Below are 12826 nucleotides of genomic sequence, written 5' to 3'. Positions count from 1 at the left end.
AAAATTAGCGCAGTCAACGGAAAGTTTCCTCCATTTCATTATTCCATTCAATATGGTAATATATTACGATGTGTGCATTGAACTGCTTTTGGAGGAATGAGAATGCTTTATTTAGACAATAGTGCCACTACATTGCCCTATCCAGAGGTTCTGGATTCATATATCCAAACTACCAGGAATTATTTCGGGAATCCTTCTTCCCTGCATAAACTGGGCAGTGATGCCGAGAATCTTTTAAGGCAGGCACGTAAACAAACGGCTGGGCTGTTAGAAGTAAAAGAAGAGGAAATTATTTTTACTTCCGGCGGTACGGAAGCCAATAACCTGGCGATTAAAGGAACAGCCTTTTATAAGAGATATAAAGGAAATCATATTATTACTTCGGCGATCGAGCATCCTTCGGTTATGGAAGCATGCTTGCAGCTTGAGAAAGAATTTGGATTCGAGCTCACCATTCTCCCTGTTGACGAAAATGGAAGAGTTTCTGCTGAAAGCATGAAGAAGGAACTGCGCGAAGATACTATTCTTGTCTCCATCATGCACGTAAATAATGAAATTGGTACGATTCAGCCAATCGAAGAGCTGGCAGATATTTTGCAGCATTTTCCGAATGTGTCCTTTCATACAGATCATGTTCAGGGAGCAGCAAAAGTACCGTTGCCTCTCTCCCATCCCGGCATTGATCTCTGTTCCATGTCACCTCATAAATTTAGGGGACTTAAGGGAACTGGTATATTATATAGAAGAAAAGGTGCGCACCTCATGCCGATTTTATCTGGCGGGGAGCAGGAGAGCCATCTGCGGTCCGGCACGGAAAGCGTAGCAGGAATTGCAGCTGCTGCAAAAGCATTAAGAATGTCATTTATCGACTATTCTGAGCACCATGTGAGACTGTATGAAACCAAACAGGAATTAATCAAGCGGCTAAAGGAAATAGACGGAGTGGTAATGAACACTCCGGAGTCTCAATCAGCTCCCCATATCATTCATTTTTCAGTACCCGGAATAAAATCAGAAGTTTTAGTTCACAGGCTTGAATTAAAAGAAATTTACGTTTCGACTACCTCAGCCTGTTCTTCGAAGAAAAGTGCACCAAGCCAGACGCTGACCGCGATGGGGAAATCCAGAGAGGAAGCGGTGAGCGGGGTCAGGATCAGTCTGGATATGCAATCAGACCGATCCATAATCCATCCTCTCTATGAAAATTTACAGGAATCCATTCAGCATATTCTAAAAATAAAGGGGTAAACAATGGAATTTGATCATATACTCGTGCGGTTCGGAGAAATTTCCACTAAAGGAAAAAACCGCAGCCGATTTGTTGAAAGACTGAGAAGAAATATGAAAGAAGTGTTGAAAGCCCACTCCAACCTGCGCTTTCAATCTAACCGTGACCGGATTTATATCCAGCTTAACGGCGAATCCCACAGCGAAGTTTCCATAAAGCTTGAGAAAGTGTTCGGAATTCATTCGTTCAGCCTTGCTGCAAAATGTAACAGCAATGAGGAGTCGATTAAAGAAACCGTACTTGAAGCAATCAGAACCGTATTCCAGCCTGGAGATACATTTAAAATCAGCGCAAGAAGAGCGGATAAGACGTTCCCAATTCCAGCCGATCAATTAAACGGCATACTGGGAGGGCATGTTCTGACCAATACAGAAGGACTGACGGTAAATGTACGCAAGCCCGATCATGAAATTAAAGTAGAGGTTCGCAGTGAGGGAACGTATATTATGTTCCAGAACCGCTTTGGTCCGGGTGGGTTGCCAGTCGGAATAAGCGGCCGTGCAATGCTCATGCTTTCAGGAGGTCTGGACAGTCCTGTTGCCGCATATATGGCGATGAAAAAGGGGGTAGAACTGGAAGCTGTACATTTTTTCAGTCCTCCATATACGAGTGAGAGGGCAAAGCAGAAGGTCGTCGATTTGGTGGAACAGCTTACAGTATACGGAGGAAGCATGAAGCTCCATATCGTTCCGTTTACTGAAATTCAGGAGCAAATTCAGCAGCAGGTGCCGGAAAACTATACCATGACCTCTACTAGAAGAATGATGCTCCGGATAACAGATCTTCTCCGAATCCAAAACAGTGCACTGGCGATTGTAACAGGGGAGAGTCTTGGCCAGGTTGCAAGCCAGACTCTTGAGAGCCTGTTTGCAATCAACGCTGTGACAACGACGCCGGTAATAAGACCCCTCGTATCCTTTGACAAACCGGAAATCATTAAAACAGCAAAAGAAATAGGAACCCATGATATATCTATCAGGCCTTATGAGGATTGCTGCACGATATTTACTCCTGCTGCACCGAAAACGAGGCCAAAGCTTGAAAAAGCAGACAGATATGAAAGCTTTGTAGATTTTGATGAGCTTATTCAATCAGCTGTCGCAAAGACAGAAACGATTGTTTTTAAACCTGCGCACCCGGATGAAAATCTTCATTCATCCAGTCTATTGTAATCACTGATTTAGAAACAATTACCAGTAGAATCTCAGGCATGAAGCCATGTGTTTTTACACACTCTATATTCACAAGGAGGTGAGAACACATGGCACAAAGCAGACAAAGCAGCTCTAACCAACTAGTAGTTCCAGGTGCTCAACAAGCGATCGACCAAATGAAATACGAAATCGCTTCTGAATTCGGAGTAAACCTTGGACCAGAAACTACTGCTCGCGCTAACGGATCTGTAGGTGGAGAGATCACTAAGCGTCTAGTTTCTTACGCTCAGTCAAACATGAGCGGATACCAAAAATAATCATATTTTATGGCTACAGGAGCAGGGGAAACCCTGTTCCTTTTTAATTTACCTTTCTTTAAGAAATGCCAGGTTAAAGAGGATCTGGTTTTGTTATACATTTTGAAGTGGGTCTCCGGGCAAATTTCTGCCGGACAGGTGAAACCACGCAGGTGAGTGCGCTGAGGAAGCTCGGCGTCCTCCATTGGATAAGCGTACCCTGCAGCGGAAACCCAGCTAAGTAAAATAATGTAAGACCAGCCGTTTAGCAGGTAATGACGGCTTGCATGCTTACCCTGTTTAGCTGGACTGAATATTATTCAAAACTTTAAAAATATTTAGTATACTTAAAGAGAGGGAATAACAGGAGGGGATCATGATGAATCGCGAGAGCTTGCTTGCACCGGACAAGTATAATCTTGTACAGGAAATAGAACAAAACGCGGACGTTGGAAAACCAGCTTTGATTTGGGAAAATGGGGTGACACATAAAGAGCTTACCTATAAAGAGCTGATAGAGGATGCCAACAGGGTTGGGAGCGCTCTAATTGAAGCGGGGCTCCGACAGGGAGACAAGCTTTTGATTATGACACCAAGAATTCTTGAAGCCTACGCTGTATACATGGGAGCTCTCAAAGCAGGTATCGTCGTTATTCCAAGCTCAGAACTGCTTAGGCCGAAGGATCTTCGCTACCGGATTACTCATGGTGAAGTCAAAGGAATGATTTGCTACGACCAGTTTACCGAGCAAACCAATGAGGTGGAGGAAGCGGATTCGCTTCTTAAATGGGTGATTGGGGAATCGAAGGAAGGATGGCGTTCCCTGAAAGAAGAGATGAACCGCCAGACAGGAGAACTCAGCTTTGCAGATACTAAAAGCAGCAGCACCGCCTTTTTATCCTATACGTCTGGAACAACAGGGAACCCAAAAGGAGTGATACATACACATGGATGGGCATATGCCCACCTTCGCACAGCCGCAGCCGGCTGGCTGTCCATTAAAAGGGAAGACAGGGTATGGGCAACCGCAGGTCCGGGCTGGCAAAAGTGGATTTGGAGTCCTTTTTTATCTGTTTTGGGAATGGGAGCCACAGGTTTTATCTATCACGGAAAATTTGAACCCGGCAAATATCTTCAGCTTCTTCAAGACCAGCAAATCAATGTACTGTGCTGTACTCCCACTGAATACAGGCTGATGGCTAAAGATCAAAATTTGAACCGGTATAATCTTTCTCAGCTGCATAGTGCTGTTTCAGCTGGTGAACCTTTAAACAGGGAAGTCATTGAAACATTCCGGAAGCATTTCGGGATTGATGTGCGGGACGGGTATGGCCAAACCGAAAACACGCTTCTGGTCGGGGTAACAAAAGAGATGAACATCAGGCCTGGGTCAATGGGAAAGCCGACGCCTGGAAATAAGGTTGCCATTATTAATGATCAGGCGGAACTCTGCAAACCTGGAGAGGTAGGTGATATCGCCGTTCATCGTTCCACTCCTGCGTTATTTAAAGAATACTTTAAAGATCCTGAGCGGACAGCTATGCAATTCAGGGGAGATTATTATGTCACCGGAGATCGTGCGAGAATGGATGAAGACGGTTACTTCTGGTTTGAGGGACGTTCTGATGATATCATCATCAGTTCAGGCTATACAATCGGCCCCTTTGAAGTTGAGGATGCCCTTATTAAACACCCTTTAGTAAGGGAATGTGCAGTCGTCTCCAGTCCGGATGAAATAAGGGGCTGCATTGTTAAGGCCTACGTGGTTTTGAAAGAGGGGGCAGATAAACAGGATCCGGAACTCGTAAAAGTGCTGCAGGAGCATGTGAAGAAGCTGACTGCGCCTTACAAATACCCCCGAAAAATAGAATTTACAGAGGATTTGCCAAAAACGGCCTCAGGGAAAATAAGAAGAGTGGAACTGAGGCAAAAAGAATTCAGCAGCCAAAGTGTCTGATTAGCTTAGAATCGGTTGTGTATATGCTAAGAAAATAGTGGAATGAACCCCCCGGTATGCTGGGGGTTTCTTTGTGAACCGAGAATTTGCCGCCGACTAAAAGCAGTTCCGTCCTCGACGTGAAGGGAGGAAGATGTTCGCGGCCCGACCAGCTGTTTGCTGAGCAGCTTATAGTAAAATCAGAATGGGTACAATGGAAAGCCCATTCTCCATGTTTAAATTATGTTTTTGGAATGTGCTAGAATTTCGGTATTTGAATAGAAAGTTATGCAATGGAGGGTAAGATATGGGTACACTTTGGCATGGCGGGAAGACGTATACAATGGCGGCCGAGAACGAAACAGTTGAGGCCATATTTACAGAGGGGAATAAAATTATTGCAGCAGGGGAGGAAAAGGAGCTTCGCATGAAATTTTCTTCTTCCATTAAAGAGGATATCAATCTTCAAGGAAAAACGGTTTTGCCTGGATTCACTGATAGTCATATGCATTTAATTGGGCATGGAGAAAAGCTCATGAGATTGGATTTTTCTTCCATGGACAGCCATGCTGCAATTAAGGAAGCGCTTTACAGGGAAATATCTGAAACTCCGCCGGGCGAGTGGATCATTGGGGAGGGCTGGAATGAGAATCAGCTGAAGGAGGGGAAAATGTTTGACCGTACGGTACTGGATGAACTCTCTGAACATCACCCTATCGTGCTCAAACGAATCTGCCGTCACGCGATCCTCGCCAACTCGGCAGCACTGGAATTGGCGGGTATTCAGGAAGATACGATAGCTCCTCCCGGAGGAATCATCGGAAGAAATGAAGACGGTACTCTTAACGGAATGCTTATGGACAGGGCACAGGACATTGTTCTTTTTGATACAATTCCACCTGTATCAAAAGAGTACTTGGAAAAAGCTTTGCGCAAAGCAGTTGCAGATTGCTTTGAAAAAGGTCTGACGGGAGGACACTCAGAGGATCTATCTTATTATGGATCTCTTCAGCTCCCCATCGAGGCCTATCAAACTGTATTGACTGATGAACGGCCATTTAAAGCTCATTTGCTTATCCATCATCTCGTCATAGATGAGTTTGAACAAAATCCTGTAAAGAATAGCCGGCTCGTCGAATATGGGGCTATGAAAGTCTTTGCAGACGGCTCTCTGGGAGGGAAAACAGCCCTTTTAAGTGAACCTTATTTAGATGACCCGGATACTTACGGTGTAGCTGTTCATTCACAGGAGGAGTTAAACGAATATTTCAAAAAGGCACGAAGCTTCGGAAGAGAAGTTGCCATTCATGTCATCGGTGATCAGGCATGTGAAATGGCTCTAATTGCTGCCGAAGAAAATCCTCCTGCAAAAGTGGGCCAAAGAGACCGTTTTATTCATGCTCAGATTCTCCGGCCTGATTTAATTGAGCGGCTTCAAAAATTGCCGGTAATACTCGACATCCAGCCTGGATTTACGGCGAGTGACTTCCCATGGATTATTGAAAAGCTCGGGGCTGACCGGCTTGCTTACTCGTTTGCCTGGAAAACACTGATTGACAAGGGCATACGATGCGCGGGAGGGTCCGATGCTCCCATTGAGCCAGTAGACCCATTGCTTGGCATTCATGCAGCAGTTACGAGAAAAAGCATTCATACTCCATCTGAACCCGGATATTTTATGAGTGAAGCACTCACGATGTTTGAGGCTATCAAACTGTATACAGAAGGAAGCGCTTATGCAATTCATAGAGAGCATGAAAGAGGGAAGATTCTTCCTGGGTATGATGCAGACTTCACCATTCTTGCTCGAAATCCATTCTCATTGGAAGACCCGGATCAGCTGCTGGATACGAAGGTAGTGATGACGGTTGCGGAAGGGAAGGTGGTATTTCAGCTTCTATAATTTCTGTTCAAATTTGAAAGCGGAAAGAAAACGTGCTAATCAGGAGCATTTTCTTTCCGCTATAAATGCTTAGAGCCGGTTTATAAAAAACTGCGCTTTACTTTTTCCCAAAAAGAGTTGTCCTTCAGTTTAACTGTTTTGATGATGGACGGGCTTAAGGTAATTTCAATCTGCTTAACATTGCGAATGCCTAGCGCTTCATTGTCAACCCCGATTACAGGGTAGTCGTTTCCATCCTGGGCAATCTCGAGCGTCAGTTTTCTGCTGCCGCTTAATACAAAGGAAGAGCCGAGTGTACGGTAGCGGTTGTTGTTTAAAGAAGCAAGCTCACTTACTTGAAAACATGGGAGCAGGGGGTCGATGACCGCTCCGTTTACTGATTTGCTGTAGGCTGTACTGCCTGTAGGGGTTGAGATAATCATGCCGTCTCCACGGAAGGTTTCAAAATGGAGATCATCAACATGGACATCAATTACGAAGGTCTTAATAATTCCTGACCGGACTGTACACTCATTTAAACATTTAAAAGATGCCGCTTCATCTATTTTCACATCAATGACCGGATATTTCCGGACCTCAATCTGTTCTGTCGTAATGGCTTCAATAATCTTTTCTGTATCATCCAGCACAAAATCGCAGTAGATGCTTGCAGAACCTTTCGTGCTGATTCCTACGTAAAGACAATCATCTCTGAAATTCGTTTTTCTCACTGCTTGAAGGAATGTGCCGTCTCCTCCGAGACTGACAATAATGTTTGCCTCTTCGAAATGAGGTACGATTGTAAATCCGTATTGTTCAGCAAGACCGGTCAGTGAATTTACTTTTTCCTCAAGCTGGGCTGTGTTTCGATAATAAAAAAATACATTGCGGCGATTTGTCATCGTACATCCTCCTTCAAAATGGAAATGATATCCTTAGCGGATAAAATTGTGATACAATGTGTTATGTTGTTTATTTTACCATTTATCCTTTCAGGAATGCCTGCTTTTTCGGGGATAATAAATTCAAAGTACATCGTTTAAATAAGGCTTGGTTATGACTTCACCCGATGTTAATGGAAGCAGAATGCAGGACAGCGGGTCGTGCCGTTTCCCTAAAGCGGGCGGGAAGCGGTAAGCATCGGACAGTTGCAGCGAAGCCCTAAATCAAGGAGGATATGAAATGAATGGCAAAAGGTGGGCAGCACTTGGGATTGCCCTTGTTCTGGTTTTTGTTTCTGCTATATTCAGCACGATCACAGCAATTCAAAGCACAGCACTTGATGTATTTTCGGAAAATGAATCTGAATTCTCAGAAGAGGTTCTGGCAGATGGATCAGCTGAGAAACGGATTGCTGTATTGGAAGTTAATGGGGTCATTCAGGATACAGGTGAAGCATCCTCTTTCTTCCAAAGCTCCGGATACAATCATAGTGAATTTCTAAAAAAAATTGAAGCCGTTCAAAATGACGACTCAGTTAAAGGGGTAATTTTAAATGTTAATTCACCCGGTGGCGGAGTAGTCGAAAGTGCGGAAATACATAAGCATATTATGACGTTAAAGGAAAAAACGAAAAAACCGGTATATGTTTCAATGGGTACAACAGCTGCTTCAGGAGGCTACTACATTGCTACCGCTGCCGATAAAATCTTTGCCGCGCCAGATACACTGACCGGATCACTTGGCGTGATCATGCAGGGGGTCAATTACAGCGAGCTGGCTAAGGATTACGGTGTAAAGTTTGAAACAATCAAAAGCGGTCCTTATAAAGACATTATGTCCCCATCCCGTGAAATGACGGACGAAGAACGCGCGATTCTTCAGGGAATGGTGGATAATGCTTATGGAGGCTTTGTTGACGTGATTGCGAACGGCCGCGGAATGAGCAGGCAGGAAGTAGAGAAAATTGCCGACGGACGCATTTATGACGGGCGCCAGGCGAAAGAAAACAACCTGGTTGATGAACTCGGATATATGGATGAAACCATCGCAGCTCTTAAAAAAGAACACAAGCTGGCAGGTGCACAAGTTTTTGAATACAAACAGAGCACAGGATTTGACGCACTTTTATCATTGGGTGCTAAAAAAGTATTCAGCGACGAGTATGAAATGCTTGGACTGTATGAACTGTTCTCCAAGCCGGCCAACAGCCGTTTAATGTACATGTATTCAGAATAAAAGGGAGGAAGCTTTAGTGGACACAACGTTCGATGATACGGCAGCCCGCCCCTCTGTCCAGCCTTCTGAATCTGTACGGGCAGAACCGGTATATGGAGGGTTTTGGATTCGTCTATGGGCCTATTTGACAGATCTCGCGGCAGTAGCCGGAATCAACGCAATTTTAATTAATCCGATTTTCGTTTTCACAGGTACGGATGGGGGAAGGACCATGTTTTCTCCCCAGCCCCTGTTGGAGCTTCTCGTGTTCTTCGCCTACTTTGTGCTGATGACGAAATTTTTCAGCCAGACGCTTGGGAAAATGATTTTTGGTATCCGTGTGGTCTCTTTTAAAGAAGAAAAGCCTCTCTCATGGGGAACCATTCTATTTAGAGAGCTGGTTGGGCGATACATCAGCAAGACCATTTGGCTTGGGTATTTAGTTGCGGGCTTTACGCCAAAAAAACAAGCACTGCATGATTTATTTGCCGATACATCTGTCATTCACGAAAATATCTATCGAAATAAGTAATTCGATTGCTGCTTCCTTCACGGGAAGCAGTTTTTTTTTGACTTGTTTACAGGAACGGAAATTAGGCGATAATGGAATGCTGAAAGGGGCGGTATGATATGTCTTGGCTTTACGGGATGCTGATGCTTTTGTCTGCAATCTTTGTACTCTTGTTATTTACCAGGCTGTCCATAACATTTGAGTACCGCCGGATAGCAAGGAACGATGAGCTGAAAATTTCGTTCAGGGCCTGGTTTGGAGTTCTTCGTTATACATACAAAATACCTGTGATCAAGTTCAATGTCAGTGATTTGAGTGTCGATGCGGTAAAAGAAAAAAGTACCGGAAAAGATGAAAACAGCGGTAAGGCTAAAGAGGAAAAGATAACGGAAAATGATGTGAAAGCAGGTCTCAAGGATTTTAAGGAACTGACGGAGCACATTATTGGGCTTCATTCAATCATTACTAAATTTCTAAAGCATATCGAAATCACCACCCTGGAATGGCATTCAAGGTTCGGAACAGGTGATGCGGCTTCGACTGGATCGGCTGCAGGGATGGTTTGGACGTTAAAAGGGCTGGTGTGCGGTGCAGCAGAAAATTTTATGAAGCTCAATACGTCTCCTGTACTGTCTGTTGTACCTGTTTTTCAAGGTTTATGCCTTGATACGATGGTTGTATGTATGTTCCGGTTCAGGCTCGGACATGCTATTATCGGAGGATTGCGTTTCGTTAAATATTGGAAAGGCGGTAAGACGCACTTTACCAATAAACCTTTATCGAAACTGTTTGGGCAGCAAAATAAAAGTGCATAGGGGGCATCATTAATGAGCGAACATCCTATTCAGGGACTCATGCAAACTGCAATGGAGAGTCTGAAACAAATGGTTGATGTCAATACAATTATTGGAGATCCGGTTGAAACACCTGATGGAAGTGTTATTTTAACCGTTTCTAAAGTAGGGTTCGGTTTTGCGGCAGGAGGAAGCGAATTTGGCCAGCAATCGGGAGAAGAGCACTCCTTTTCACAGCCGCAGGCATCGCACGGAGGCGGTACAGGCTCGCGTAACCGCATGCCGTTTGGCGGAGGAAGCGGAGGCGGCGTCTCCATAACCCCGATTGCTTTCTTAATTGTCGGGCATAATGGAATCAAAATGCTTCACCTTGACGAAAGCACCCATCTATACGAGAAGATTCTTGATTCAGCTCCACAAACAATGGAGAAAATTCAAAAGATGTTCAAGAAAAATGAGTCTGGACATAAAAATCAGCAATCCTCAATGAGAGATGACATTGACTTTTGATCGAAGCATGGAAAACCCGCATGGCAATGCGGGTTTTTTATGTACATTAAAGCTGCAGCGTTTCCGTATTTAAAAAATAGTAATCCACTGCTGATGGGTTTGTTTTTGTAAAATTCAGTAATGTTAATGGCTAATGTTTGCAATGATCATTTTAACCGGCTATCATAAACCTATACATAGAATTAGAGGAGGAATGAAAATGGCAACAATTACGTTTAAAGGCAATCCGGTCACCCTTCCAGCAGCAGAATTGAAAAAAGGCGACAAGGCTCCCGATTTCCGCGTAGTAGCGAATGATCTGTCAGAAGTAACGCTTGAGGATACAAAAGGTAAAGTGCGCCTCATATCGGTCGTCCCCTCTATTGATACAGGAGTTTGTGATGCTCAAACGAAAAAATTTAATGAAGAAGGTTCCGGAATTGATGGGGCAGTCGTGCTTACGATCAGCTGTGACCTTCCATTTGCTCAAAAGCGCTGGTGTGCCGCGAATGGACTGGAGAATGTGATCACCCTGTCCGACCATCGTGATCTATCCTTTGGAGAAGCATACGGAGTAGCTATAAAGGAACTTCGATTGCTTGCACGGGCTGTTTTTGTCGTTAACAGCAGGGATGAAGTGGTTTATGCAGAATATGTTGGAGAAGCTACGAATCACCCTGATTATGAAGCAGCGATTGAAGCAGCTAAATCCGCAGAGTGATCATGGTTTGTAACAGACGGTACCCCGGATAATGGGCTTATGAAAGAAAGCCCCGTTATTCGGGGTTTTCTTTGTTAATACAGGTAGATGTATATTTAGAACGGTTAACAATGTATTAATGGAAACTGATCTTTTTAAGTGTTAATAAAATTTTTCCTCCGGTTTTTTGGCCGAACGAATTTTTTGGGCATAAGTCTTGTCTTTCATGTCCTGAATATCTAAAATGATAAGAAGTATGCGCTAGGAGGAAAAACGAATGGAAACCGTATCAAATATGGAAAAGCTGTTTACGGCACTTAATGAATCTTCTGAGCAGCTGGCTGAGGAACTGGATCTTTCCTATGTAGAAGCTGTCGCCGAAACGGGAGAGAACATATTTCATGGAGACGTGCTGCAGGATGAACTGAGTGAGATTGCAGCCAAAAAATTAAGGAAAATCTATGCTGGCATCCAGCTTGATACATATACAAAAGAAGAGATCAGAAAAGCATTTCAGCTATGCGTATTAAAGGGCCTTAAAGAGGGTGCACATCCTAATCATCAGATGACTCCTGATTCGGTCGGGCTTTTTGTCGGGTATCTGGTTCAGCGCTTTATGAGTGAAAAGTCTTCTTTTTCTCTTCTGGATCCGGCTGTGGGAACAGGAAACCTGTTAACAGCCGTGCTCAATCAGCTGAAAGATCATCAAGTAGAAAGCTCTGGAGTGGATATTGATGATTTGCTGCTGCAGCTTTCCTATATTTCAGCCAATTTGCAGAAACATCCGGTTCAGTTCTTTAATCAGGACAGCCTCCAAAATCTGTTTGCAGATCCTGCAGATGCGGTTATTTGCGATTTGCCGGTTGGGTACTACCCGAATGATGAAGGAGCTTTATCCTACGCATTAAAAGCGGATGAAGGCCATTCTTATGCGCATCACCTTTTTATAGAGCAAAGCATGAATTATACAAAACCTGGAGGATTTTTATTCTTTATCATTCCGAATCAGCTTTTCAGTTCGAAAGAGGCGCCAAAGCTGAATGCGTTTATTAAAGAAGAAGCCTATATCCAGGGTCTGCTTCAACTGCCACTGTCGATGTTTAAAGGGGAGCAGCATGCGAAAAGTGTATTTATTCTCCAGAAAAAGGGAGAGGGAGCCGAGCCTCCTAAGCAGGCGCTTCTCGCAGATCTGCCGAAATTTTCAAATTTTGATGGAATGCAGTCCATGATGAAGAAAATAAATGAATGGTTCAGCAGCAGCCGCTAACTAAGGGGAATTTGGCATGATCACGCTATGTCCCTAATCCATTAACTATGCTGCATGGAATCAGCAGAGCTGGCCCAAAAAGGAGCTGACGTGATCCTTTCGGGTCAGCTCTTTTTTAAGTTGAAGAATAGGATGACATGAACCTTTTTAGAACCAGGATCATATGGCTGGTTCTAAAGGCAGAAACCTTCATGAACTGTCAATAGACGGTTCCATAATCCTCTTTTTAACAGAGTCACTCATCCCGTAAGCAGAAAGTATGAGCTCTCCGGTGCTGGCCTTCCATCAGAATGCTGAACGAAAAGGATGATATCAGGCAGCTTTATTTTGTGTTATTTTAAGGTAGGATTTG

12 protein-coding genes are annotated in these 12826 nt (G+C 44.0%); 11 read left to right on the top strand and 1 reads right to left on the bottom strand.

Annotation, left to right across the window (positions count from 1 at the left end; genetic code table 11):
• The first annotated feature begins 102 nt into the window (after window positions 1-102).
• The 5 genes from ACQCVE_RS07280 (at window position 103) to ACQCVE_RS07260 (ending at window position 6577) form a co-directional block, all read left to right on the top strand.
• Window positions 103-1248, top strand: a complete 1146-nt coding sequence (locus tag ACQCVE_RS07280; protein ID WP_426862258.1) for a cysteine desulfurase family protein — start codon at window positions 103-105, stop codon at window positions 1246-1248.
• Window positions 1249-1251: 3 nt separating this feature from the next.
• The gene (gene thiI / locus ACQCVE_RS07275; RefSeq protein WP_426843543.1) at window positions 1252-2460 is read left to right on the top strand and encodes a tRNA uracil 4-sulfurtransferase ThiI; all 1209 of its coding nucleotides are present in this window, start codon (window positions 1252-1254) and stop codon (window positions 2458-2460) included.
• Between the two features lie 89 nt (window positions 2461-2549).
• Window positions 2550-2759 (top strand): alpha/beta-type small acid-soluble spore protein, encoded by a 210-nt coding sequence (locus ACQCVE_RS07270; protein ID WP_123918434.1) that lies wholly within the window; start codon window positions 2550-2552, stop codon window positions 2757-2759.
• 358 nt (window positions 2760-3117) lie between these two features.
• A complete protein-coding gene (gene mbcS, locus ACQCVE_RS07265; RefSeq protein ID WP_426843801.1) occupies window positions 3118-4695 on the top strand; it encodes an acyl-CoA synthetase MbcS in 1578 nt (525 codons plus the stop codon).
• Between the two features lie 286 nt (window positions 4696-4981).
• Entirely contained in the window at window positions 4982-6577 is a 1596-nt protein-coding gene (locus tag ACQCVE_RS07260; protein ID WP_426862256.1) for an amidohydrolase, read from the top strand.
• 80 nt (window positions 6578-6657) lie between these two features.
• Here ACQCVE_RS07260 and ACQCVE_RS07255 read toward each other — a convergent pair whose 3' ends face one another.
• Window positions 6658-7458 carry an NAD kinase gene (locus tag ACQCVE_RS07255; RefSeq protein ID WP_426843545.1) on the bottom strand — a complete coding sequence of 267 codons (801 nt, stop codon included), beginning with the start codon at window positions 7456-7458 and terminating at the stop codon, window positions 6658-6660.
• Window positions 7459-7738: 280 nt separating this feature from the next.
• Here ACQCVE_RS07255 and sppA point away from each other — a divergent pair, with 280 nt between their 5' ends.
• From sppA to ACQCVE_RS07225, 6 genes are all read left to right on the top strand, one after another.
• Window positions 7739-8734: a signal peptide peptidase SppA gene (gene sppA, locus ACQCVE_RS07250; RefSeq protein ID WP_426843546.1), complete on the top strand. Its 996-nt coding sequence runs from the start codon at window positions 7739-7741 to the stop codon at window positions 8732-8734.
• Between the two features lie 16 nt (window positions 8735-8750).
• A complete protein-coding gene (locus ACQCVE_RS07245) occupies window positions 8751-9245 on the top strand; it encodes an RDD family protein (RefSeq protein ID WP_426843547.1) in 495 nt (164 codons plus the stop codon).
• 98 nt (window positions 9246-9343) lie between these two features.
• Window positions 9344-10039 (top strand): DUF2953 domain-containing protein, encoded by a 696-nt coding sequence (locus ACQCVE_RS07240; RefSeq protein ID WP_426843548.1) that lies wholly within the window; start codon window positions 9344-9346, stop codon window positions 10037-10039.
• Window positions 10040-10051: 12 nt separating this feature from the next.
• The gene (ytfJ, locus tag ACQCVE_RS07235) at window positions 10052-10528 is read left to right on the top strand and encodes a GerW family sporulation protein (protein ID WP_426843549.1); all 477 of its coding nucleotides are present in this window, start codon (window positions 10052-10054) and stop codon (window positions 10526-10528) included.
• Between the two features lie 199 nt (window positions 10529-10727).
• On the top strand, window positions 10728-11228 hold the full coding sequence (tpx, locus tag ACQCVE_RS07230) for a thiol peroxidase (RefSeq protein ID WP_426843550.1): 501 nt from the start codon (window positions 10728-10730) through the stop codon (window positions 11226-11228).
• A gap of 274 nt (window positions 11229-11502) precedes the next feature.
• Window positions 11503-12474 (top strand): class I SAM-dependent methyltransferase, encoded by a 972-nt coding sequence (locus ACQCVE_RS07225; RefSeq protein ID WP_426862371.1) that lies wholly within the window; start codon window positions 11503-11505, stop codon window positions 12472-12474.
• Window positions 12475-12826 lie beyond the last annotated feature (352 nt).

The organism is Metabacillus sp. 113a (assembly GCF_050107635.1).
Classification (GTDB): domain Bacteria; phylum Bacillota; class Bacilli; order Bacillales; family Bacillaceae; genus Metabacillus_B.
The sequence above is the reverse complement of the archived record's forward strand: the minus strand, read 5'-3'. Positions and strand labels throughout refer to the sequence as shown.